This is a genomic window from Azospira sp. I09, from assembly GCF_009177135.1.
Lineage (GTDB): Bacteria > Pseudomonadota > Gammaproteobacteria > Burkholderiales > Rhodocyclaceae > Azospira > Azospira oryzae.
Window position 1 is genome coordinate 2,452,303 of record NZ_AP021844.1, and the last position, 23,161, is coordinate 2,475,463.

The following is a 23,161-nucleotide window of genomic DNA, read 5'->3' on the forward strand; positions in this document are numbered from 1 at the left end:
TTATTTTTTTGGTTTGCCGGCAGCCCGGCAGTAATCGTTGTAGAGCTTGGCCACGACCTCCTCGGCCTGCTCATGGACCAGCTCCAGGGCCATGCCGGCGGTGTCGCTGCCGGAATAGGACTCGGCCTTGGCCGTGGCGGTGGAAATGGTGCGGCCGTCCGCCGCCGCCAGGGTGAAATGCATGGTCACATAGACCTCGGGCAGGCGCACCACCGGGTTGTAGGCGGTGCGGGTGGAAACCCCGCCCTTGAGCACGAAGGCGGCGCCCAGCTTGCTGGAAGCGGCCAGGGCCGCATCCGGGTCGTTGCGGAAATAGGCCTCCATCTCGGCCTGGGCGATGCGGGCCCGCTGCTCCTCGGCGGTGTAGGTCTTCAGGCCCAGGGCCTTCAGCTTTTGGTTGATCACGGCGGCATGGCGGCCGTATTTGCTGCCCTGCAGCTGGTAGCCGTCGGCCGTCTGGTCGGCCAGGGCCACCAGGATGCCCTGGTTGCGCAATGCCGCCTTGCAGGGAACGGCCAGATGCTGGGCGATGCGGCCGCGGCGGCCCTCCTCCTCGGCAGCACCCTGCTTCTCGTCCTCGGCAAAACTGAAGGCCCGGGCGCCGCCGGTTGCCGCCAGCAGCAGGCCGCAGCAGAGCAGGCGGGAAGCGGCACGCAGGGGGGCAGGCTTCATCTCGGGGCTCCAGGGAAAGTCCCCGGCATCAACGCCGGGGCAGGTGGAATGGGGCAGGCCATTCTGTCAAAAAAAATGCCAGCCTTCAATCGGCTGGCATTTTTGCGGGAAGTCCGCCCCGGGCTTACTTGGCAGCCTGGCTGTCGGCTTCGCACTTCTTGATGAAGGAGGCCTTGGCGGCACCGGCCAGCTTCTTCTCCGCGGCCTTGGACTGGCACTCCGCATTGGCGGCGGGAGCATCGGCGGTCTTGCCGGAGAGGCAGGTCTTCATGAAGCCCTTGCGCTCGTCGCCCTTGAGGCCCTTCTCGCCGGCTTCCTTGTTGCAGTTCTTCATGCGCTCCTGCTGGGGCGTCGGCGCTTTGGCCGCGTCGGCGGCGCCGGCAACGGGAGCCAGGCCGATACAGGCCAGGGAAAACAGGGCTAGCAGCATCTTTTTCATGGTGTCTCCGTCAGTGGTCAGGCAGGGCTTACCACTATGCGTTCGTCAAATATCGTCGTCAAGCAGCAGCTTCTGCTGCCGGGTGATGAATTCCTGCATGTTGTCGATGCCGCGCAGCTGCAGGATGCTGTTGCGCACCGCCGCCTCCAGCAGCACCGCCAGGTTACGCCCGGCGGCCACCGGAATGACCACCTTGCGCACGGCCACGCCGAGGATCTCCTGGGTCTGGGCATCCAGGGGCAGGCGCGGCGCATCCACCCCGGCCACCGGCTTCTGCAGGTGCACGATCAGCTTGAGCTTCATTTTCCGCCGGGAGGCGGTCTCGCCGAAGATGGTGCGGATATTGAGCAGGCCCAGGCCCCGCACTTCGAGGAAGTCCCGCAGCATGCCCGGGCAACGGCCCTCGATGGTGGCGGGAGCGATGCGGGCCAGTTCCACCACGTCGTCGGCGACCAGGCCGTGGCCCCGGGAAATCAGTTCCAGGGCCAGTTCGGACTTGCCGACGCCGGAATCGCCGGTGATGAGGACGCCCATGCCCAGCACGTCCATGAAGACGCCATGCACCGACACCGTGTCCGCCAGGCGGCGGGAGAGGTAGATGCGCAGCAGGTCGATCACGGCCGAGCAGGGTTTGGCGGTGGTGAACAGGGGCGTGCCGGTGCTCTCGCAGCCCTCCAGCACGGCCGGCAGCACTTCCAGGCCCTCGGCGACGATGACGGCGGGGGGCTGGGCGGCGAAGATTTCGTTCATCTGCGCCTTGAGGCGCTCAGGATTGACCCGGCTCAGCCACTGGTACTCGGCGGCGCCGATGACCTGCAGGCGTTCCGGGTGGATCAGGTTGAGGTGGCCGACCACGTCGGCGCCGTAGTTGCCCCGCTCCCGGATCTCGATGGAGCGTTCGGCACCCTGGGCCGCGACCCAGGTCAGGGACAGCTTGTCCTGGTGGTCCTCAAACAGCTGGCTGATGGAGATTTGCCGCATGGTTCCCCCAGTCGGTGAACAGGCGGTGGGCGTCGTCGGTGTTGTCGCAGGCGCCCAGGGCCTCGCGGAAGGCCCGGTCGGAGAAACGCTGGGCCAGCTCGGAAAGAATCTGCAGATGCTGCTCGGTGGCCTGTTCCGGCACCAGCAGCACGAACATCAGGCCGACGGGCTTGCCGTCGGGGGAATCGAAAGGCACCGGGGCGGACAGGCGCATGAAGGCGCCGGCGGCTTCCTTGAGCCCCTTGATGCGGCCGTGGGGAATGGCAACCCCCTGGCCCAGGCCGGTGGAACCGAGTTTTTCCCGGGCGAAGAGGCTGTCGAAAACCGTGGCCCGGGCGATGCCCAGGTTGTTCTCGAACAGCAGTCCGGCCTGCTCGAATGCCCGCTTCTTGCTGCTGGCTTCGAGGTCCAGCAGGATGTGGGCGGGAGGGAGGAGTTTGGCAATCAGATCCATGGGGCGGGAACCTTCCCCGAACAGCGGGATGGCGGCGGCAGGGCCGGTTGGAGACTGGGATTCAGGCAGGATACCAGGCGAAAAGTGGCGGGATCATAACGGAAAACGACCCCGCCGCCTATGCCTTTCGTCCCAGTCCCGGAGAGGGAATCAGATCACTCTTCGATGTGATTCTTGATGGTGTCGCGGTGGTGATCCTGGGCCTTCTGCTTGTACTTCTGCACTTGGCGGTCCAGCTTGTCGATCAGGGTGTCCACGGCGGCATACAGGTCGGCATCCTCGGCATCCACGTGGATGTCCTTGCCGGGCACGCGCACGGTGACTTCAGCCTTCTGCTTCAGCTTTTCCACGGTGAGGATGACGTTGACGTCGATGACGCTGTCGAAGTGACGCGTAACCCGCTCCAGCTTGGCAGTGACGTAGTCGCGGATCGCCGGGGTGACTTCCAGGTGATGTCCGGTGATGTGCAGGTTCATGGCTCGCTCCTTTTTTAGATGGACTTGCGTAGGTTGGCCGGCGAAATGTTGAGCGCTTCTCTGTATTTTGCAATGGTTCGACGCGCCACAACAATGCCTTGTTGGCCAAGAATTTCGGATATTTGACTGTCCGAAAGGGGTTTTTTGGGGTCTTCGGCCGCCACCAGCTGCTTGATCAGGGCCCGGATGGCGGTGGCCGAACAGGCGCCCCCCGTATCCGTGGCCACGTGGCTGCCGAAGAAATACTTGAGTTCGAAAATGCCCCGGGGGGTGGCCATGTACTTCTGGGTGGTCACCCGGGAGACGGTGGATTCGTGCAGGCCCAGGGTTTCGGCGATTTCCCGCAGTACCAGGGGACGCATGGCCACCTCGCCGTGTTCGAAGAACTGGCGCTGGCGGTCCAGGATGGCCTGGGACACGCGCAGGATGGTGTCGAAACGCTGCTGCACGTTCTTGATCAGCCAGCGGGCCTCCTGCAGCTGGCCGGAGAGGCTGGAGCCGCGCTGCTTGGAGAGGATCTCGGCGTAGAGCCGGTTGATGCGCAGGCGCGGGTAGGCGTCCGGATTGATGCTGGCGGTCCACTGGTTGCGCACCTTCTTCACCACCACGTCCGGGGTGATGTAGCGGGCATCCAGGGGCGCGTACTGGGCGCCGGGCCGGGGGTTGAGGCTCTTCACCAGGTTGGTGACGGCGCGCAGGCGCTCGTCGTCGCAGCCCAGCAGCTTCTTCAGCTTGGTGAAGTCCCGGCCGGCCAGCAGTTCCAGGTGATGGCGCACCAGCTTCAGGGCCTGGTCCCGCACCTCGTCGGCCGGCAGGGCTTCCAGCTGCAGGGCCAGGCATTCGCCCGGAGTGCGGGCACCGACACCGGTCGGGTCCAGGTGCTGCAGGTGGCGCAGGGCGATCTGCAGGTCGTCCAGATCGATTTCCAGCTCTTCCGGCAGGGCTTCCTGCAGCTCCTCCAGGGGCTGGGTCAGGTAGCCGTCCTCGTCCAGCGCCTCGATCAGGAAGCTGACCAGCTGCCGGTCCCGCTCGGAGAGCTGCATCAGGCCCAGCTGCCAGTTGAGGTGGTCGCGCAGGGAGGTGTTGGCGGCCTGCACTTCCTGGAAGTCGGAATCCTCGTCCTCGTCGCGGGAGGCGGAAGGGTAGCTGCCTTCGGCAAACCAGTCCTCGCCCTCACCCAGGCGGTCCCGGCTGTCGTCCCGGACTTCTTCGGGGCCGTGACTGTCGGCGCCTTCACCGGATTCGCCGCTATCGCCTTCCCGCGGGCCTTCGGCAGCGGACTCGGCCGTACTGCCGGCGTATTCGCCTTCGCTCCCGCTGTAGGAGGGCTCGTAGTTCTCGTCCTCCCGCTCCAGCAGGGGGTTTTCCAGCAGATACTTCTCCAACTCCTGCTCCAGCTCAAGCGTCGACAGTTGCAGCAGCCGGATGGACTGCTGCAGCTGTGGCGTCAGGGCCAAGTGCTGCGAGAGTTTGAGTTGGAGGGTTGGTTTCATGGACCCGGGGCCGAAGGGGCCGGCGGCAATGAGCGGGTTGAGGGAAAGACTCGGAGACTGGGCTCGTCAGAGACGGAAGCTCTCGCCCAGATATACTTTTCGGACGTCTTCATTATAAACGATCTCATCCGGGCGGCCAGACGCCAGCACCCGTCCCTCATTGATGATGTAGGCCCGGTCGCAGATGCCCAGGGTCTCACGCACGTTGTGGTCGGTGATGAGCACGCCGATGCTGCGGTCCTTGAGGAAACGGATGATCTTCTGGATTTCCAGCACGGCGATGGGGTCCACGCCGGCGAAGGGCTCATCCAGCAGGATGAAACGGGGAGAGGTGGCCAGGGCCCGGGCGATTTCCACCCGGCGGCGCTCGCCACCGGACAGGGCGGCGGCATTGGAAGCGCGGATGTGGCCGATGTGCAGCTCTTCCAGCAGCTCCTCCAGGCGCAGGTCGATCTCGTGCTTGGGTAGCTTCTGCAGTTCCAGCACGGCGCGGATGTTCTCCTCCACGTTGAGCTTGCGGAAGACGGAGGCCTCCTGGGGCAGGTAGGAAATGCCCAGATGGGCCCGCTTGTGGATGGGGAAGTGGGTCACTTCCTGATTTTGCAGCTGGATGGAGCCGCCGTCGGAGGGCACCAGGCCGACGATCATGTAGAAACAGGTGGTCTTGCCGGCACCGTTGGGGCCCAGCAGGCCGACCACCTCACCGCTGCCCACCTCGAAGGACACGTCATGCACCACGGTGCGGGACTTGTAGCGCTTTTTCAGGTTGTTGGCGGAAAGCTTGGCGATGAGGTCGGGGTTCTGCTCGGACATGGGCTATCAGATTCTATGAATGCGGGGGCGTAAAGGCATTGTGCCAGAGGTGTCGCCCGGGGGTTCTACCAGTCGCTGCCGGACTCGTCGTCCCAGCCGCCCTGCAGCACCTGGCGGACGGTGGCGGCGGCAAAGCCGCGGCTGAGGAGGAAGCGGGTCTGTTTGGCCCGCTCGGCCAGATCGGCGGGCAGGGCGGCGAATTTCTTCTGCCACACCTGGCGCGCCCGTTCCAGCTCGCTGCCGCCCTGGGCCAGGGCCGCGGCGACGGTTTCCTCGGCCACGCCCTTCTGCCGCAGTTCCTGGGCCAGCCGGGCATCGCCGTAGCGGCGGGCCCGGATGGCGACCCTTTCACTGGCATAGCGGGCATCGGAAAGCTGGCGGCGAGCCGCCAGGTCGTCCAGCAGGGTCTCCAGCTCAGCCTCGGATTCTGCGTGGGGCGCCAGCTTGCGGGCCAGTTCGGCCCGGCTGTACTCCCGCCGCGCCAGCAGCCCCAGGGCCCGCTGGCGCAGGCTCGGGGTCATTCTCCGGCAGCGGCCGCCGGGGCGGGATTGGCCACGCCCAGGGCTTCCCGGATCTTGCCTTCGATTTCCTGGGCAATGGCCGGGTTGGCTTTGAGGAATTCCCGGGAGTTGTCCTTGCCCTGGCCGATTTTCTCGCCCTTGTAGGAGTACCAGGCGCCGGACTTCTCGATCAGCTTGTTGGCCACCCCCAGTTCGATGATCTCGCCCTCGCGGGAGATGCCTTCGCCGTAGAGGATGTCGAACAGGGCTTCGCGGAAGGGCGGGGAGACCTTGTTCTTCACCACCTTGACGCGGGTTTCGTTGCCGATCACCTCGTCACCCTTCTTGATGCCGCCGATACGGCGGATATCCAGGCGCACGGAGGCGTAGAACTTGAGCGCGTTGCCGCCGGTGGTGGTTTCCGGGGAACCGAACATCACCCCGATCTTCATGCGGATCTGGTTGATGAAGATGACCAGGGTATTGGTCTTCTTGATGTTGGCGGTGAGCTTGCGCAGGGCCTGGCTCATCAGGCGGGCGTGCAGGCCCATCATGGAATCGCCCATCTCGCCTTCGATTTCGGCCTTGGGGGTGAGGGCGGCGACGGAGTCCACCACGATCACGTCCACACCGCCGGAACGCACCAGCATGTCGGCAATTTCCAGGGCCTGTTCGCCGTTGTCCGGCTGGGAGATGAGCAGCTCGCCGATGTTCACGCCCAGCTTCTGGGCGTACTGGGGATCGAGGGCGTGTTCCGCGTCGATGAAGGCGGCGGTGCCGCCCAGCTTCTGCATCTCGGCGACGACCTGCAGGGTCAGGGTGGTCTTGCCGGAGGATTCCGGACCGTAGATTTCCACCACCCGGCCCCGGGGCAGGCCGCCCACGCCGAGGGCCACGTCCAGGCCCAGGGAGCCGGTGGACACCACGTCCACGCCCTTGTCCACTTCGGTCTCGCCCATCTTCATGATGGCGCCCTTGCCGAACTGCTTTTCAATCTGCGCCAGTGCGGCGGTTAGTGCTTTGGCCTTGTTGTCGTCCATGACTGAATTCCCCAAAATCAAGCGGCTGATTATGGCACAAACCCTCCGGCCTACGCCAAGTTACCCGGACTACGTGTTATCCCCAGCATCAAAGGCCTTGGAACACCGCGGCAAAGCAGGGAAAATGGCGCAAATTATGCTAAAGCGATTATTGGCGCCCCCGGCCGCCGCTCTCCTCCCCGCTGCCCACCTGCCCCTGCTCCCGGGGCTGCTGCTGGTGTTTGCCGCCTATCTGGCGGTGGCCCAGCTGACCATGGCCATCGGCACTGCCGGCCACGGCCTCTTCGTGCCCTTCTGGCCCCCCGCCGGCATTGCCCTGGCCGCCCTCGTCCTGGGCGGCGGCCGGCTGTGGCCGGCAGTGCTGCTGGCCACCCTGGGCAGCGCCCTCATCAGCGGCTTTGCTCCCCTCACCGGCCTGCTCATGGGCGCCGGCAACGCCCTTGGCGCCTGGGCCGGCTACCGTCTGCTGCGGGGTCCCCTGCAGTTCGATCCGCGCCTGGGCCGCCCCCAGGACGTGCTGCACCTGTGTTTCAGCGCCCCCGTGCTGGGCGGCGCCATCAGCGCCAGCCTGGGCGTCGGTGCCCTGAGCCTGGGCGGCAGCCTGGAGCCGGCCCAGCTGCTGCCCGCCTGGCGCGGCTGGTGGGTGGGCGACCTGGCCGGCACCCAGCTGCTGGCCCCCCTGCTGCTGGCCTGGCTGCAGCCCCGGGAAGGCCTGGACCAGGGCCGCTGGCGCCATCTGGCGGTGGCGGCGGTGGTCGCCGCCGCCCTCAGCAGCCTGTGGTTCTTCTCCGAGCGGGCCCCCGAATCCTTTGCCTACGCCGGCCTGCTGCTCCTGCTGACCCTGATCTGGATCGCCTTCAGCTGCGAGTTGCGCCTGGTGACCCTGGCCCTGGCCACCACGGCCCTGACGGCCGCCGTCTTCGCCGCCCTGGGCACCGGCCCCTTCGCCAATATCGAGCCCCAGCTGGTGCAGGTGAAGCTGCAGGTGCTGATCGCCTCCCTCACCGCCGTGACCCTGGCCCTGGCCGCCGCCAACCGGCAGCGCCGCAGCGCCGAGGAGGACCGCAACCGGGCGGAGGAGCGCCTGGAACAGGTGCTGGATTCCCTCGACGACGTCATCTGGACCCTGGAGGCGGAGGAACGGCGTTTCTCCTTCGTCAGCGGCGCCACCCAGCGCCTCAGCGGTCATTCCGCCGCCGAGCTGTATGCGAACGCCATGCGCTGGGCCGACGACCTGCATCCGGCGGACCGGGAAACCACCCTGGCCGCTTTCGAACGGCAGTTCGCGGGGGAAGCCGCCGACCAGGAATTCCGCATCATCCGCGACGGCGAGGTGCGCTGGCTGCGGGTCCGCAGCCATCCGGTGGTGGTGGCGGAGCGGGTGGTGCGCATCCACGGCATCACCCAGGACGTCACCTCCCTGCACCGGGCCATGGACCGTCTCGCCGCCAGCGAGGAGCGCCTGCGCCGGGCCCTGGGTGCCTCGGAGGTGGGGGTGTGGGACTGGGCGGTGGAGACAGGCAATCTGCAGTTCGTCCTGGCCGTGGCCGACGGCAACGGCTACCGCCTGGCCGAGCGCAGCGTCGGCCTGGCCGAATGGGAGGCCAGCCTGCACCCGGAGGACCGGGCCCGGGCCATGCAGGCCCTGCTGGATTGCCGCGACGGGCGCAGCCTCCGCTTCCGCTGCGAATACCGCACCCACACCCGGCACGGCCACTGGCGCTGGTTCCGCGGCGAAGGCCAGGTGGTGGACAGCGCCGACGGCCAGGCCCGGCACCTGGCCGGCACCTTCCGCGACATCCACGAGCGCAAGCAGGTGGAGGCGGAACTGGAGAAGCTCTCCATGGCTGTGGAACAGAATCCCTCGGTAGTCTTCATCACCGACGCCCAGGGCCGCTTCGAATACTGCAACCAGGCCTTCTCGGAAGTCACCGGCTACGGCCTGGAGGACATCCTGGAACAGACGCCACGGCTGCTCAAGTCCGGGCTCAACGAGGTCGGCACCTATGCCGACCTGTGGCGCACCATCAACGCCGGCAAGACCTGGCGCGGACGCCTGCTCAACAGGCGGCGGGACGGCAGCATCTACGTCTGCCTGCAGGCCATCGCCCCCATCCGCGACGCCAACGGGCGCATCACCCACTTCGTCAGCATCAGCCAGGACCTCTCCGAACTGCAGGAATCGCCGGACCTGTGGCCGCCCCGGCGGCGCAGCTGAAGGGCGCCGGTCAACGCAAAAGGCCGCCCACGGGCGGCCTTTTGACTGGCGGGGCGGCAGCGGCTCAGGCGGCGTCGCCCATCTGGGACTGCAGGTAGTTTTCCAGGCCCACCAGTTCGATCAGTTTCAGCTGCTGTTCCAGCCAGTGGGTGTGGTCCTCTTCCGTGTCGTCCAGCATCTTCAGCAGCATGTCCCGGGTCACGTAGTCCTTGTGGGCCTCGCAGCGGGCCATGGCGGCACGCAGTTCCTTGACCACCGAGATTTCCACGGCCAGGTCGCTCTTCAGCATCTCCGGCACGGTTTTGCCGATCTTCATGGACTTGGCCGGGGTCATGCCCGGAGTGCCTTCGAGGAACAGGATGCGCTTGATGAGCCAGTCGGCATGCTCGGTTTCGTCCTGCATCTCGTGCCAGATGCGCTCGTTGAGCTTCTTCAGGCCCCAGTTCTCGTACATGCGGGCGTGGATGAAGTACTGGTCCCGGGCCATCAGTTCGCCGGCCAGGAGTTCGTTCAGCAGCTTGATGACTTCAGTGTTGCCTTTCATGGCGCGCTCCGCGGAAAAAGGGGGAATGGGCCGATGGTAATCCAGGCCCGGGGCTTAGGCCAGCACCGGCGCCTGCAGCCGCTGCCGCAGCACGTCCAGGGCATGGGCCACGGTCTGGGCCCGCACCGCCTCCCGGTCGCCGGCGAAATGGCGGGTTTCCAGCGCCACCCAGTCCTCGGGGCCGGCCCAGGCGAAGCACACCGTGCCCACCGGCTTGGCCGGGGTGCCGCCGGTGGGACCGGCGATACCGCTGACCGCCAGCGCCCACTGGGCGCGGCTCCTGGCAATTGCACCCTGGACCATGGCGCCTGCCGTGGCTTCCGACACAGCCCCTTCGCTGCGCAAGGTCTGGCGCGGCACACCGAGCATGTCCTGCTTGGCCTCGTTGCTGTAGGTGATGAAGCCCCGGTCGAACCAGTTGGAGCTGCCGGCGATGGCGGTGCAGCACTGGCCAATCCAGCCGCCGGTGCACGACTCGGCGGTGGCCAGGCGCTCGCCCCGCTGCAGCAGGGCTTCGCCGACGGCGGCGGCCAGGGCCTCCAGTTCGGCCTGGGCGGGTCCACCGCTCACAGCAGGCGCCCCAGGACGAAGTGCAGCACGGCCAGGGAGAGGATGGTGTAGAGGCCGGCAAAGACGTCGTCCATCATGACGCCGAAGCCGTTCTTCACCTGCTCGTCGAAATAGTTGGCCGGATAGGGCTTGAAGATGTCGTAGATGCGGAACAGCAGGAAGGCCGCGGTCTGCCACAGGGCCGTCTGCCACCAGAACTGGCCCACCGGGCAGAAGAACAGCACCAGCCAGAAGGGCACGATCTCGTCCCAGACGATGGAGCCGTGGTCCACCACCCCCAGGTCCCGGCCGGTACGGTGGCAGGCCAGCGCGCCGCCGACGAAGCACACCAGGAGGAAGACGAGGAAGCCGATTTCGTCGAAATTGGGCCGGATCAGGGAATAGACGGCCCAGGAGAAAAGGGTGCCGGCCGTGCCCGGGGCGAAGCGGGAGAGGCCGCTGCCCAGGCCGCAGGCGACGAAGTGGGCCGGATGGGAGAAGAGGAAGCGCAGGTCAGGTCGCACGGAAGTGGTCATATCCCTTGAATTGATCCATGAATTCGGGGGGCAATGGCGCCCCATCGCCATCATACAGGCTCACCCCGGCACCTTCGGCCGCGTAGCCGATGCGCCACAGGGGCAGTTCCAGGTCGGCGGCCAGGGCCGCCAGGGCCATGCGTTTTTCCGCCGGCGCGGTGAAGGCCAGTTCGTAGTCGTCGCCGCCGGCCAGCTGGCAGCGCTGGGCCAGCAGCGGATCCACGCCCCTGGGCAGCAGGGGCAGCTGGCCCACGTTGAGGCGCAGCTCCACCCCGGAGCGCTCGGCGATGTGACCCGCGTCGGCCAGCAGACCGTCGGAAATGTCGATGGCCGCAGTGGCCAGCTGCCGCTGCACCAGGGCCAGGCCCAGGGCAATGCGCGGCCGGGGCCGCTGCAAGGCGGTGAGGCAGCGCTGCACCAGGGCCTCGGGCAGTTCAATCTTGCCCTGCAGCTGGGCCAGGCCCAGGGCCGCCAGGCCGGGCTGGCCGGAGACCCACAGGTCGTCGCCAGCCTTGGCGCCGTCCCGGCGCAGGGCCTGGCCCGGCGCCACTTCGCCCAGGGCGGTGACGCACAGGTTGAGCGGGCCCCGGGTGGTATCGCCGCCCACCACGTCCACCTGGCTGGCCCTGGCCAGGGTGAAGAAGCCCTTGGCGAAGGCGGCCAGCCAGGCCTCGTCGGCCTCGGGCAGGCTGCCGGCCAGCAGCACCCAGCGGGGCTTGGCGCCCATGGCGGCGAGGTCGGAAAGATTGACGGCCAGGGTCTTCCAGCCCAGGCCTTCGGGATCGGTGTCGGGCAGGAAGTGCACGCCGGCCACCAGCATGTCGGTGGTCACCGCCAGCTCCATGCCGGGGGAGGGCTGCAGCAGGGCGCAGTCGTCGCCGGGACCGAGCACGGCCCCCGGGGTCGGGCCGGCGAAGTGGCGGGCGATCAGTTCAAACTCGGAAGGCATGGGCGGCTTTGCTCGGGGGCGGACAGTCGGGGAAAAACGGAGGCAAGAGAAAGGGCACAGGGATCACAGAGAAGTCTCCGTGGCCGCTGTGCCCCGCCGGGAATGCCGGATCAGCCGCGCTGCTGCCTGCGCTTGGCTTCAACCTCGGCCGCCCGCAGCTTGCCGGCCAGCTTGTCGAGGACGCCGTTCACGTACTTGTGGCCGTCGGTGCCGCCGTAACCCTTGGCCAGCTCGATGCACTCGTTGATGATGACCTTGTAGGGCGTTTCCGGATGATGGGTCAGCTCCAGGGCGCCCAGCAGCAGGATGCAGGCCTCGATGGGGGACATCTCGTCGAAGCCCCGGTCGAGGAAGGGCGTCAGTTCGGCCACCAGGGCTTCCCGCTGGGCCAGGGCGCCGCGCACCAGGCCGACGAAGAATTCCCGGTCGGCCTTGTCGAAGCCGGAGACGTCGGCCATGTGGGCCTCGATCGCCGCCTCGTCCTGACCGCCGATGCGCCACTGGTACAGGCCCTGCAGGGCGAACTCCCGGGAACGGCGGCGGGGGGATTTGGCGGCGGCGGGCTTGCCGGCGGGTTTCTTGGCTTCGGTCATGGTGTTGCCTTCACTTCAGGTTGGCCGGGTGGCCCCGGTGGGGCGCTCCCGGCGGATAAATTACTTGCCGACGGCTTTGAGCAGGTTGGCCATTTCCACGGCGGCCTGGGCGCAGTCGGCGCCCTTGACCTGCATGCGGACCAGGGCCTGATCGTCGTTTTCGGTGGTGAGGATGCCGTTGGCGATGGGCACCCCGGTCTTCAGCTGCACTTCCAGGACGCCGCGGCAGGAATCGTTGGAGACCACCTCGAAGTGGTAGGTCTCGCCGCGGATCACCGCCCCCAGGGCCACCAGGGCGTCGTACTTGCCGGTCTGGGCCATGGTCTGCAGCACCAGGGGAATCTCCAGGGCGCCGGGCACGGTGGCGATGGTGATGTCGCCGGCAGCCACGCCCAGACGCTGCAACTCGGCGGTGCAGGCGGAGAGCAGGCCTTCGCAGACGTCCAGGGTGAAGCGGGCCATGACGATGCCGACCTTGAGGCCGGCGCCGTTGAGGTTGATGTCGTGTTCGGGGATGTTGTCGTAGCGGGCCATGGTCTCAGGGCTTTTCAATGTCGGTGACGAAACCGGTGACTTCGAGGCCGAAGCCGGTCATGGAAGGCATGCGGCGCGGGCTGGAGAGCAGCTTCATCTTGCGCACGCCCAGCTGGCGCAGGATCTGGGCGCCGATGCCGTAGATGCGCGGGTCCCACTTCTTCGGCGCCGGGGCGGCGGCCTTTTCGGGACACAGGGCGGCGCGCAGGTCGCTGCCGCTCTGGGGCCGGTGCAGCAGCACGATGACGCCGCTGCCGTGCTTGGCCAGGGCCTGCTGGGCCTGGTCGATGGAGACGGTATGCACGCCGCCGGCAGGGTCGAGGAAGTCGAGCACGGAGACGGGCTCATGGACCCGCACCAGGGTTTCCTGATCGGCCTTGATCTCGCCCTTGACCAGGGCCAGGTGCACCTCGTCGGCCACCCGGTCGTGGAAAGCGTGCAGCTGGAACTCGCCGTGGGGGGTCTGCACGGTCTTGACGCGCAGGGGCTCCACCAGGGTTTCGTGTTCGCTGCGATAGTGGATCAGGTCGGCGATGGTGCCGATCTTGAGGCCGTGCAGCTTGGCGAATTCGATCAGGTCCGGCAGGCGGGCCATGGTGCCGTCTTCCTTGAGGATCTCGCAGATGACGGAGGACGGCTCCAGGCCGGCCAGGGCGCCCAGGTCGCAGCCGGCCTCGGTGTGGCCGGCGCGCACCAGCACGCCGCCGGGCTTGGCGGTGATGGGGAAGATGTGGCCGGGCTGGACGATGTCGTCGGGACCGGCGTTCTTGGCCACGGCGGCCTGCACGGTGCGGGCCCGGTCGTGGGCCGAAATACCGGTGGTGACGCCTTCGGCGGCTTCGATGGAAACGGTGAAGGCGGTGCCGTAGGGGGTCTTGTTGTCCCGGGCCATCTGGGTCAGGCCCAGCTGGCGGGAGCGTTCCTCGGTGATGGTGAGGCAGACCAGGCCACGGCAGTGGGTGACCATGAAGTTGATGGCTTCGGGGGTAATGAAGTCGGAGGCGATGATGACGTCGCCTTCGTTTTCCCGGTCCTCCTCGTCCACCAGGATGACCATCTTGCCGGCGCGGATGTCGGCGATGATGTCCTGGATCGGGGAGATGGCACTGGCAGTAGCGGCATTCATGGCGTTCAGGCTTCCGGATTGAGCATGCGCTCGACGTAGCGGGCGATGAGGTCCACTTCCAGGTTCACCTTGGCGCCCACGTGCAGGCGGTTCAGGGTGGTGACTTCCAGGGTGTGGGCGATGAGGTTGATGCTGAAGGTGCTGCCGCTGACCGTGTTGGTGGTGAGACTGACGCCGTCCACGGTCATGGAGCCCTTGCGCGCGATGTACTTGGCCAGTTCGGCCGGCGCCTCGATCTGCAGCAGGCGGTTGGCTTCCTTGCCTTCGCCGATGAGGTCGAAGCGGGTCACGGTGCCGACCCCGTCCACATGGCCGGAGACCAGGTGGCCGCCGAGGCGGTCCGCCAGGCTGAGGGCCTTCTCCAGGTTCACCGGGCCGGGCTCGGCCAGGCCCACGGTGCAGGAGAGGGTCTCGGGGGAGACGTCCACGCAGTAGTGGCTGGGGGTCTTTTCCACCACGGTGAGGCAGACGCCGTTGTGGGCGATGGAATCGCCCAGGGCCACGTCCGTCATGTCCAGGCCGCCGGGCTCCACGGTGAGCCGGAAGCCGGCCTCACGGGCGGTCAGATGGGTGATGCGACCGACGGCCGCGACGATACCGGAAAACATGGATTTATCTCGGAATTTTGGGGTTGGGGAAGGGGATTTTATCACGCCGCACCGGGGGGCTCCGGATGGGGACCGCCCCGGGGCAGGACGGCGGCCACGGCCGCCGGCAAGTGAAACCTAGTCCTGTTCCAGCCAGGGCAGCAAGTGGCCCATGCGGGCCGCCTTGGTTTCCAGATAGTCCTGGTTGCGCGGGCCGCGGCCGGCCACATGGGGCACCCGCTCGGTCACATTGACACCCCGGGCGGTGAGGGCCGACACCTTGGCCGGATTGTTGGTCATCAGGCGCACCGCCGGCACCCCCAGGGTGTTGAGCATGGCGGCGGCGACGCCGTAGTCCCGGGCGTCGTCGGGCAGGCCCAGGGCCCGGTTGGCGTCCACCGTGTCCAGGCCCTGGTCCTGCAGGGCGTAGGCCCGCAGCTTGTCCAGCAGGCCGATGCCCCGGCCTTCCTGGCGCAGGTACAGCAGCACGCCCCGGCCTTCCTTGGCGATGGCCGCCAGGGCCGCCTCCAGCTGGGGACCGCAGTCGCAACGCAGGGAAAAGAGGCCGTCGCCGGTGAGGCATTCGGAATGGAGCCGGGTCAGGGCCGGCACGCCATCGCCCACCTGGCCCAGGGTCAGGGCCAGATGCTCCTTGCCGGAAGCGGTTTCCTGGAAGCCGTGCAGGCGGAAGACGGCCCAGGGCGTGGGCAGTTCGCAGCTGGCCACCAGGGCCACGGCCGGCAGGGAAGGGGTGGAAGTCATGTTGTTATAAGTTGAATTTTATTGAGCTGTTCTCTGGGCAGGCCCACCGCGGCGGTAGGCAACTCCCCATGGGGTCATGCCATATTAGGCCAGACGGGGCCGGGCCAAAAGCGAAAAATATCGGGCGAAAAGATCAACCCGGTTCACCAATCAGGCGCCCGGGGCCACCCGCTGCAGGACCTGGAGGAACGGGGTGGCCTCCTGGAAGCCCACCACCCGCAGGCCGGCGATTTCCTGGCCGGCGGCATCGAAGAAGATGATGCCGGGCGGGCCGAACAGCTTGAAGCGCTGCAGCAGGGCCTTGTCGTCCTCGCTGTTGGCGGTGACGTCGGCCTGCAGCAGGGTGAAGCCGGCCAGCTTGGCCCGGACCTTGGGGTCGGCGAAGGTGAAGCGCTCCATTTCCTTGCAGGAGACGCACCAGTCCGCATAGAAATCCAGCATCACCGGCTTGCCCGCCGCCTTGACCCGGGCTTCCAGGTCGGCCACGGATTTTACCCGGACGAAGGGCAGGGCGGGAGCCTCGGCCCCGCCGCCCGCCGCCGCATTGGCCGCCACCACGCCCTTGAGGGGCTGCAGGGGGTCCCGGGAGCCGGCCGCCAGGCCCACCACCAGGGCGGCGCCGGCCAGCAGCATGACGATGCCGATGCCCTTCCAGAAGCGCTGCCAGCCCTTGGCCGTGGCCGGCAGGGGATCCAGGGCGTGCATGAAGACGGCCGGCACGATCAGCAGCAGGGCCCAGCCGGCCATTACCAGGGCCGCCGGCAGCACCGGCGACACCAGCCACAGGGCGGTGCCGAGGAGGATGACGCCGAAGGCCTTCTTCACCGCTTCCATCCAGGGTCCGGACCGGGGCAGCAGGGTGGTGGCGGAGAGGCCCACCAGCAGCAGGGGCACGCCCATGCCCAGGGCCATGGCGAAAAGGGCGGCGCCGCCCAGCACCGCATCGCCGCTCTGGCCGATGTAGAGCAGGGCCCCGGCCAGGGGGGCGGCGACACAGGGGCCGACGATCACCGCCGACAGGGCCCCCATCGCGAACACCGCCGCCAGGTGGCCGCCGTGCAGGTGGCTGGCCTCTTCCGACAGCTTGCTCTGCAGGAAGCTGGGCAGCTGCAGCTCGTAGAAGCCGAACATGGAGAAGGACAGCACCACGAAGACGGCGGCGAAGGCGCCCAGCACCCAGGGATTCTGCAGGGCGGCGGAGAGCAGGGTGCCGGTGAGGCCGGCGGCCACCCCCAGGGCGGCGTAGGTCACCGCCATGCCCAGCACGTAGGCCAGGGAGAGAAGGAAGCTCTTGCTGCGGGAAACGTGGTGCCCCTGGCCAACGATGATGCCGGAGAGGATGGGGATCATGGGGAAGACGCAGGGCGTCAGGGCCAGCAGCAGGCCGAAGCCGAAGAAGGTGGAGACGGCCAGCCAGAAGCCGGCGTTCTGCAGCAGGCCGGCGATATGGCCGCTCTCATCGCCGGCGGCGTCGGGCACGGCGGCCGGGGCGCTGCCCGGGGCCGGCAGGGTGACGCTGAGCTTTTGTTCCTGGGGCGGGTAGCAGACCCCGGCATCGGCGCAGCCCTGGGCCGTCACCTTGAGGGTGATGGGGCCGGACTGGTTGGCGCTCAGCGGCAGGCGGATGGCCACGCTCTTGTAATAGACCTCCACGTCGCCGAAGTTGTCATCGTGCTTCTGCTTGCCGGCGGGGAACACGGGGGTGCCCAGGGTGGCGCCCTCGGCGGCGAACCTGAACTTGTCCCGGTACAGGTAATAGCCCTTGGCGATGCTGTAGCGCACCTCCACGGTCTTGTCGTCCAGGGCCCGGGCTTCGGGCTTGAAGGCCACCAGGGGATCGAGGAATTCCTGGGCGGCCACGGGCAGGGCCAGGCCCAGCAGGATCAGGCACGGCAGCAGCCGACGCCACAACGGGGAAGTCAGGGAAGCAATCACGGCGTCACTCGGGGCGGGTCTCGGTCACGACCCAGTTGAGGTAATCGGGCAGCCCTTCGGCCACGGGCCAGGCAACGATCTCCGGCACGTCGTAGGGATGCAGTTCCAGCAGGCGGGCCCGCAGTTCGGGGAAGCGGTCGGCGGCGGTCTTCAGCTGCAGGGGCGTCTCGGTGGCCATCTCCACCTTGCCCTGCCAGCGGTAGATGGAGGCGCAGGGCGCCAGCACGTTGGCGCAGGCCGCCAGACGGGCATCCACCAGGGCGGCGGCGAGGCGGGCGGCGGTTTCGCCGTCCGGGCAATTGGTCTGCACCAGCAGTACCGGGTTGGCTTTTTTGGAGGTGGTCATGGGGCCATCTTAGCCGAGAGCGGCGTTTCGCGTTTTGATCTGCCTGCGCCTGCCGCCATCTCAGCGCAACAGGCGGCGCCGGGTCAGCACCAGGGCGACGAGGAAGGCGACGGCAGTGATGGCCAGCAGCACCGCCACGTGCAGCAGGACATTGGCCGGCACCTGGCCCTGCAGCAGGGGCCGCACCAGTTGCACGGCGTGGGTCAGGGGCAGCGCCTCGGTCAGCCCCTGGACCAGGACCGGCAGCTGTTCCCGGGGGAAGAAGACGCCGGAAAGCAGCATGGTGGGGGTGATGAAGAGGGTGAAGTAGTACATGAAGAAATCGTAGGAGGGCGCCAGGGCATTGACGATCAGGCCCAGGGCGGCAAAGGCCAGGCCGGTGAGCAGGATCACCGGCAGCACTCCCAGGGCCAGGGGCGAATGGGAGAGGCCGAGGACGAATATCACCGTGAGGATGGCGCAGCCGGAAAGGAGGCTCTTGGTGGCGGCCCAGATCAGCTCGCCCAGCATCACGTCCTCCAGCTCCAGGGGGGCGTTGAGCATGGCCTCCCAGGTCTTCTGCACGTGCATGCGGGAGAAGGCCGAATAGAGGGCTTCGAAGGTGGCGGCATTCATGGTGCTGGCGCACACCGTGCCGGCGGCCAGGAAGGCCACGTAGGAGGTGCCGGCCACCTCCGGCAGCATGCTGCCCAGGCCGTAACCCAGGCCCAGCATGTAGATCAGGGGATCGGCCAGGTTGCCCAGGATGGAAGGCAGGGCCAGCTTGCGCCAGACCAGGAAGTTGCGTTGCCACACGGGAAACCAGCGGGCGGAAAGGCGGGGCGGCGCGTAGAGGGAAGCGGAGGAAGTGGCGGCATTCATGGCGCCATTATCCGGCCTTGGCGCCCGGAAGGTAAGCACCCCGGTCGGGGCGGGGCCGCCGACCGGGGGCAAACGGGCCTCGAACGGGCCTCAGCAGGCGCTGAAAACCGTCTCCGTGCCTTGGTCCCAGCCGTCCCAGAGAAAGTCGTCGGACTTGCCGTCGGCGATCAGGCGCAGGGCGTAGCGCACCTGCTCCTCGTAGAACTGGCAGAAGGCGCCGGTCTTCTCCATGCCACCGTTCATCTCGTTGGCCTCCGCCGGGCAGGGGCTGCCGCAGAAGTGGCGGATGGGGCAGGAGGCGCAGGGCTCGAACTGGTCCACGTCCCGCTGCGTCACCGTCTTGAAGGCCGGCGATTCCAGGGCTGCCGCCACGCCGTCGGTAAACAGGTTGCCGCCCTCGAAGGCCGGCAGGCCGATGAACTCGCTGCAGGGAAAGAGGCCACCGTCTGCCGCCAGGGCGAAGAAGGCCCGGCCGCCGCCGCAGGGGGAGATGTCGCACATCAGGCGTCGCGCCGTGGGCGCCAGGATAGCCAGCAGGATGTTGGCGAAATTGGCCACCACCAGCTTGCGCCCGGTCTCCCGGTACAGCTCGTGGGTCCGTTCCAGGGCGGCGATGAAGGCCCGGGCGAAATCCCCGTCCGCCGGCTTGACCCCCCGGGCGCCGGAAAGGGTGCAGCGCACCGCGTTGAGCATGCAGGTGGGCACCTGGTGGCGATGGAACAGCTCCACCATGTCCGTCAGGTGGGCCAGGTTCTCCGTGGTGCAGGTGGTGATGACGCTCCAGGAGCCGTAGCCCTGGAGCCGCTCCATGGCCCGCAGCACATGCTGGTGCACCCCCTGGCCGGCCCAGGTGTGGCGGGTGGCGTTGGTGATGGGGGCGGTGGGACCGTCCAGGGAAAGGCCGATGCTGACGTTGCGCTGCATGAGGAAGTCGGCGGCGGCATCGGTGAGCAGGGTGCCGTTGGTCTGCACACCGAAGGCGAAGTCGTCCTGGAACAGGTCGATGGCGGCGAACAGGGCCTCCCGGTTCATCAGGGGTTCGGCGCCGTGGAAGATGAGGCGGGGCTTGCGCGCCCCCTCGCCGCCGTCCATCACCGTGGCGAAGTATTCCTTCAGCCGCTGCAGGGCCCCCAGCAGCCGTTCCGCCGGCATGTCGCTGCCGTGGCGGCGCAGGGTGTCGGGGATGTAGCAGTAGGTGCAGTCCAGGTTGCAGCGTTCCGTCGGGTTCACATAGACGCCGGAGGGCTTCAGCTCGAAGCGCAGAGCGTGGATTTCCTGGGCGAACCTTGCCGCCTGGGCCTGGAAGCGCTCGGCCAGCTCGCTGCCGCACAATTCCGCCTCCACCCGGTCCTTGTCCACCAGGGACCAGAAGGCGGTTTCCGGGTGCAGCAGGGCCACGTAGCGCTCATGGCCGATGTCGTAGGGCTGCAGCCGGCGCAGATGGGGAGCCGGACCGTTCACTTGGCCGCCTTCCGGTCCATCAGGACGTAGTGGGAGAGGCCGATGCCGTCCGGGTTGCAGGACTTGCGGCTGGCGATGACCGGGGCCGGGGCGGCTGCCTGGGTGGGCAGGGTGGCAGCCTGCTGGGCAGTGGTGGCTTGGCTGGTAACTTGAGTGGTGGCTTTCATGGGGTCCTCCCGCGAAGGTATGAAAAAAAGCAAAAGGGCTCCGGCGGCCTGTCTCGAAAGAAACATGCCGCCGGAGCCCTTTGCCTGGAACTCCACGACTTCCGCCCGTCTTCTGGCTTACGGATCGACCGGTCCTGCTACTGGGTTCCCCCTTCCCGCCGCATTTTCTGCGGCAGTGGGTGGCGTGGAAAAACTGCACCACGCCGTGGAACGACCGTCCCCGATTACAGCGGCGGGCCCGCCACGGAGTTGCACCGTGTTCCGAAAGCGGAAGCCGAATGGGGGCGGATTCTGGCCGCCGGCCCGGGGAGGGTCAAGGCCGACGGCAGCCGGATTTGATCCAGGTAAAGCGCCTCTGTCCGAGGTCGGATTTTTGCCCGGCAGCCCGGCGCCTGCCTCCTTTCCCTGCCTCCTTTCCCTGCCCCCTTGCCCTGCCCCCTTCAGCGCCCGCCTCCGGGCCCGCCGATGGCCCGCAGGGGCGCCGCCGGGCGCGGTGCCTCGCCGCCCGCGGCGGACTCCGGCTTTCTCTGGGCAGCGCCGCAGATGCGCTCCGGGTCCAGCACCTGGAGGATTTTTTCCCTGTCCGGCTGGCGCGGCTTGATGATGGCCTGCACGTAGCCGGCGTCCTGGCGGATCATCTCCGGGATCGGCTCCAGGCGCTCGGCGTCGAATTCGGGCACGGCATAGAGATCGTCCACCAGCAGCCCCATGAGGCCGTCCCGCACCCGCACCACGACGATCTGGCTGTGGTTGTCCACCTCCTTGGCCGGGTAGTTGAGGAGGAAGCGCATATCCACCACCGGCACCAGGGTGCCGCTGTCGCCGCCACCGCCCTGGAAGCTGATGACGCCGCAAAGATAGCGGCGGGAGCCGCTCATGGGGGAAAGCCGGGCCGGGTCCACCGCCTCCAGCACTTCGGCCGCCGGCAGGCCGTACACCTTGTCGCCGACGACGAAGGTGGCCAGCTCCACGCTCTGCCCGCCCCGGGCGTGCAGGTCGCCGTAGCTGCCTTCCAGCACCGCCGGGCGCCGCTCCCGGGGGGCCGCGGCGGCACTGCCGTCGCCGACGGGAACGAACACCAGGGCCACCACGTCGTTGCTGTAGTCGCCGCTATTCTTGAATTCCCGGTAGCCGAAGGAGGCGGTGCTGCCGACGATCCAGGTGCGCCCGGCCAGCTGCACCACCCGGGAGCGGCCCTCGCCGTTGGCGGCGGAGAAGAGGCTCTTATCCAGTTTTTCCACCTCCAGCAGGCTTTCCGCCGGGAAGCGTTCGTCGGAGGAGGCAATGATGCGGCCGCTGCGCTCGGCGAAGACGGCGAAGGCCCCGGCCTGGGGCGGCAGGGAATCGGCCAGCATGGCGGCGAACTGGGGCGCTGCGTCGAAGACGATGCCGATGCCCCCCACCACCTTGGCCGGATCGTCGGGATGGCGGATGGCGGCGTTGTAGACGTAGGTGGGGCGGCCGCCGTAGAGCCAGCTCTTCTCGAAGGGGGAGACGCAGTAGTGCTGGGTGCTGGGCAGGTAGAAGACGGACTGGACCCAGCCCGCATCCACCTTCTTGCCCACCAGGTTGAGGCTGTCGCCGTGCAGGTTGGAAGCGGCGACGATGGTGCCGGAAAGGTCGTACACGAAGAGCCGGGAATAGACGGTGTACAGGCTGTTGATGTATTCCAGGATGCCGGCCATGGCCTGGGCCTCCGCCTCGCCGGGACGGCCGGCGGCCATGCTGCGGCGCAGGGCCGAGGTGAGGGCCCACCAGCGGCAGTCGTTGGCCCGCTCGTAGAGGTTGCGGTCCATGATGTCGATCATCAGGCGGGAGATGAACTGCACGTCCTGCAGGCTGGAGGAGATGGCGGTCTGGTAGAGGTCGGCGATGGAGCGGGCGAAGAGGTCGCTGGTGCGGTCGCCGGTCTCGGAAATCTGCTGCAGCACGGATTTGAGCTTGAGCAGGTCGCCCCGCTTGTCGGCAGCCATGATCTGGCCGTTCCACACCACCCGGCGCAGGGAGAGGTTGATGCCCTCGGCGCCCCGGGCGATGTCGGCCAGGGCCGGGCAGAAGGTGTCGGCGTGGGCCAGCACGCCCTCCAGCACCTCCGCCGGCAGGCTCTCGGCGGCCTGGCCCAGGCCGGCGCGGAAGGCGGAGCTGACCGGCACCATGACATGGCCCACCCAGCCGGGCCCGACGTAGCCCTGGTAGCCCCGGGTGGGGCAGGTCCTGGCCAGGTATTCGCGGCCGCCCCAATCGACGATGCGGTAATCCGCATCCCGCACCTGCTCCAGGCGGCGGCCCAGGGGCACGTGGTCGGCATCGCTGGAGGCGATCACCGTGCCCTGGGCGTCCAGCAGCAGCATCACCGAACGGTCCTCCCGGCGACGCAGGTTGCGGAAAATGCTCTCCGTCTCGTCGGCGAAGCGGAAGCACAGGCACAGCACCCCCAGGGGCTCGCCGCTGCCGCCGTCGTCGATACGCTGGGAGTAGATGAGGGCCCGCTCCAGACCGGGGCGCAGGTCGCTGGCGCGGAAGGTCTCCACATAGCCGTCGGTGTGCAGGGTCTGTTGCAGCAGGGGGTCCTGGGAGAAGAGCACGGGGCTGGCGCCGTCCAGGTGGGCGATGACCCGGCCATTGAGGTCCAGCACCAGGATTTCGTCGTACACCGTGTATTTGTCCCGGTACTCCTGCAGGCGGCGCAGGATGCGGGCCTTCTCCCCTTCCAGGGTCTCCTGGTCCGGCGCCTCCTTGCGCTGGCGGATGAAGTCCCGGATGTCCTCGTCCGTGGCCAGGAAGCCCACGTCGGCGGTGCGCTCGTAGAGGTTGCGGATCAGGATGTCCACCGCCACCTGGGCCTTGGAGCCGATCTCCAGCACCACCTTGCGGATGTTCTCCTGCACCAGGTTCTCGATCAGCTGCCGCTCCAGGCGGCCGAAGCCTTCCCGGGTAGCACCCATGGTCGGCAGGATGGTCTTGGCCTCGGCCGGGCAGTTCATCTTGGCCGTGGCCTCGATCATGCCCCAGGTGAAATTGAGGTTCTCCAGCTGCTTTTCGCACTGGGCGACGCTGCGCATGAAGGGGATGAAGGCCTCCACCAGGCCCTGGTTGTCGTCGTGCATGGCACTCCTCCTAGGATG

The 23,161-nt window shown here is 67.7% G+C and carries 25 protein-coding genes and 1 riboswitch; of the genes, 1 reads left to right on the forward strand and 24 read right to left on the reverse strand.

All coding sequences use genetic code 11. The annotated features are described in order from the left end of the window. The 9 genes from AZSP09_RS11485 to recA form a co-directional block, all read right to left on the reverse strand. Positions 1-672, reverse strand: coding sequence for a hypothetical protein (locus AZSP09_RS11485; protein ID WP_130459699.1), 672 nt, complete (start codon positions 670-672; stop codon positions 1-3). A gap of 124 nt (positions 673-796) precedes the next feature. Further along, positions 797-1,111 (reverse strand): PsiF family protein, encoded by a 315-nt coding sequence (locus tag AZSP09_RS11490; protein WP_152090116.1) that lies wholly within the window; start codon positions 1,109-1,111, stop codon positions 797-799. A gap of 45 nt (positions 1,112-1,156) precedes the next feature. Beyond that, positions 1,157-2,092: an HPr(Ser) kinase/phosphatase gene (gene hprK / locus AZSP09_RS11495; protein WP_014235811.1), complete on the reverse strand. Its 936-nt coding sequence runs from the start codon at positions 2,090-2,092 to the stop codon at positions 1,157-1,159. Further along, positions 2,061-2,546 (reverse strand): PTS IIA-like nitrogen regulatory protein PtsN, encoded by a 486-nt coding sequence (gene ptsN, locus AZSP09_RS11500; protein ID WP_014235812.1) that lies wholly within the window; start codon positions 2,544-2,546, stop codon positions 2,061-2,063. The genes hprK and ptsN overlap by 32 nt, the downstream gene beginning before the upstream one ends. 155 nt (positions 2,547-2,701) lie before the next feature. Further along, positions 2,702-3,022 carry a ribosome hibernation-promoting factor, HPF/YfiA family gene (gene hpf / locus AZSP09_RS11505; RefSeq protein ID WP_014235813.1) on the reverse strand — a complete coding sequence of 107 codons (321 nt, stop codon included), beginning with the start codon at positions 3,020-3,022 and terminating at the stop codon, positions 2,702-2,704. 14 nt (positions 3,023-3,036) lie between these two features. Further along, entirely contained in the window at positions 3,037-4,515 is a 1,479-nt protein-coding gene (locus AZSP09_RS11510) for an RNA polymerase factor sigma-54 (RefSeq protein WP_152090117.1), read from the reverse strand. 66 nt (positions 4,516-4,581) lie between these two features. Continuing rightward, a complete protein-coding gene (gene lptB / locus AZSP09_RS11515; RefSeq protein WP_014235815.1) occupies positions 4,582-5,328 on the reverse strand; it encodes an LPS export ABC transporter ATP-binding protein in 747 nt (248 codons plus the stop codon). A gap of 65 nt (positions 5,329-5,393) precedes the next feature. Continuing rightward, positions 5,394-5,849 (reverse strand): recombination regulator RecX, encoded by a 456-nt coding sequence (gene recX, locus AZSP09_RS11520; RefSeq protein ID WP_130459696.1) that lies wholly within the window; start codon positions 5,847-5,849, stop codon positions 5,394-5,396. After that, positions 5,846-6,868, reverse strand: coding sequence for a recombinase RecA (gene recA / locus AZSP09_RS11525; RefSeq protein ID WP_014235817.1), 1,023 nt, complete (start codon positions 6,866-6,868; stop codon positions 5,846-5,848). The genes recX and recA overlap by 4 nt, the downstream gene beginning before the upstream one ends. A 136-nt stretch (positions 6,869-7,004) precedes the next feature. Here recA and AZSP09_RS11530 point away from each other — a divergent pair, with 136 nt between their 5' ends. Then, positions 7,005-9,086 (forward strand): PAS domain S-box protein, encoded by a 2,082-nt coding sequence (locus AZSP09_RS11530; protein WP_172974749.1) that lies wholly within the window; start codon positions 7,005-7,007, stop codon positions 9,084-9,086. A gap of 64 nt (positions 9,087-9,150) precedes the next feature. On the opposite strand, the gene bfr is transcribed toward AZSP09_RS11530, so the two are convergent. The 15 genes from bfr to AZSP09_RS11605 all read right to left on the reverse strand — a co-directional run bounded on the left by bfr (position 9,151) and on the right by AZSP09_RS11605 (position 23,143). Beyond that, complete coding sequence (gene bfr / locus AZSP09_RS11535) at positions 9,151-9,630, reverse strand: bacterioferritin (protein ID WP_014235819.1); 480 nt, start codon at positions 9,628-9,630, stop codon at positions 9,151-9,153. Between the two features lie 54 nt (positions 9,631-9,684). Beyond that, positions 9,685-10,200: a CinA family protein gene (locus AZSP09_RS11540; protein WP_014235820.1), complete on the reverse strand. Its 516-nt coding sequence runs from the start codon at positions 10,198-10,200 to the stop codon at positions 9,685-9,687. Then, on the reverse strand, positions 10,197-10,715 hold the full coding sequence (locus tag AZSP09_RS11545) for a phosphatidylglycerophosphatase A family protein (protein WP_172974750.1): 519 nt from the start codon (positions 10,713-10,715) through the stop codon (positions 10,197-10,199). The genes AZSP09_RS11540 and AZSP09_RS11545 overlap by 4 nt, the downstream gene beginning before the upstream one ends. Beyond that, positions 10,693-11,664 (reverse strand): thiamine-phosphate kinase, encoded by a 972-nt coding sequence (thiL, locus tag AZSP09_RS11550; protein ID WP_152090119.1) that lies wholly within the window; start codon positions 11,662-11,664, stop codon positions 10,693-10,695. Before thiL ends, AZSP09_RS11545 begins: the two co-directional genes overlap by 23 nt. Before the next feature lie 110 nt (positions 11,665-11,774). Then, positions 11,775-12,257, reverse strand: coding sequence for a transcription antitermination factor NusB (gene nusB, locus AZSP09_RS11555; protein WP_014235823.1), 483 nt, complete (start codon positions 12,255-12,257; stop codon positions 11,775-11,777). Positions 12,258-12,317: 60 nt separating this feature from the next. Beyond that, positions 12,318-12,791, reverse strand: coding sequence for a 6,7-dimethyl-8-ribityllumazine synthase (ribH, locus tag AZSP09_RS11560; protein ID WP_014235824.1), 474 nt, complete (start codon positions 12,789-12,791; stop codon positions 12,318-12,320). Positions 12,792-12,795: 4 nt separating this feature from the next. Next, complete coding sequence (gene ribBA, locus AZSP09_RS11565) at positions 12,796-13,917, reverse strand: bifunctional 3,4-dihydroxy-2-butanone-4-phosphate synthase/GTP cyclohydrolase II (protein WP_014235825.1); 1,122 nt, start codon at positions 13,915-13,917, stop codon at positions 12,796-12,798. 5 nt (positions 13,918-13,922) lie between these two features. Then, complete coding sequence (locus tag AZSP09_RS11570; RefSeq protein WP_152090120.1) at positions 13,923-14,525, reverse strand: riboflavin synthase; 603 nt, start codon at positions 14,523-14,525, stop codon at positions 13,923-13,925. A 117-nt stretch (positions 14,526-14,642) separates the two neighbouring features. Further along, on the reverse strand, positions 14,643-15,266 hold the full coding sequence (gene ribA / locus AZSP09_RS11575) for a GTP cyclohydrolase II (RefSeq protein WP_014235827.1): 624 nt from the start codon (positions 15,264-15,266) through the stop codon (positions 14,643-14,645). 150 nt (positions 15,267-15,416) lie between these two features. Beyond that, positions 15,417-17,201, reverse strand: a complete 1,785-nt coding sequence (locus AZSP09_RS11580) for a protein-disulfide reductase DsbD (RefSeq protein WP_152090121.1) — start codon at positions 17,199-17,201, stop codon at positions 15,417-15,419. Positions 17,202-17,205: 4 nt separating this feature from the next. Then, positions 17,206-17,547 carry a divalent-cation tolerance protein CutA gene (gene cutA, locus AZSP09_RS11585; protein ID WP_014235829.1) on the reverse strand — a complete coding sequence of 114 codons (342 nt, stop codon included), beginning with the start codon at positions 17,545-17,547 and terminating at the stop codon, positions 17,206-17,208. 60 nt (positions 17,548-17,607) lie between these two features. After that, positions 17,608-18,408 carry an ABC transporter permease gene (locus AZSP09_RS11590; RefSeq protein WP_152090122.1) on the reverse strand — a complete coding sequence of 267 codons (801 nt, stop codon included), beginning with the start codon at positions 18,406-18,408 and terminating at the stop codon, positions 17,608-17,610. A gap of 90 nt (positions 18,409-18,498) precedes the next feature. Then, complete coding sequence (gene cbpB, locus AZSP09_RS11595) at positions 18,499-19,869, reverse strand: peptide-modifying radical SAM enzyme CbpB (RefSeq protein WP_152090123.1); 1,371 nt, start codon at positions 19,867-19,869, stop codon at positions 18,499-18,501. After that, a complete protein-coding gene (cbpA, locus tag AZSP09_RS11600; RefSeq protein ID WP_152090124.1) occupies positions 19,866-20,036 on the reverse strand; it encodes a modified peptide precursor CbpA in 171 nt (56 codons plus the stop codon). Before cbpA ends, cbpB begins: the two co-directional genes overlap by 4 nt. An 86-nt stretch (positions 20,037-20,122) precedes the next feature. Next, positions 20,123-20,323: riboswitch (cobalamin riboswitch) on the reverse strand. 153 nt (positions 20,324-20,476) lie between these two features. After that, positions 20,477-23,143 carry a chemotaxis protein CheW gene (locus AZSP09_RS11605; protein ID WP_197739012.1) on the reverse strand — a complete coding sequence of 889 codons (2,667 nt, stop codon included), beginning with the start codon at positions 23,141-23,143 and terminating at the stop codon, positions 20,477-20,479. Positions 23,144-23,161 lie beyond the last annotated feature (18 nt).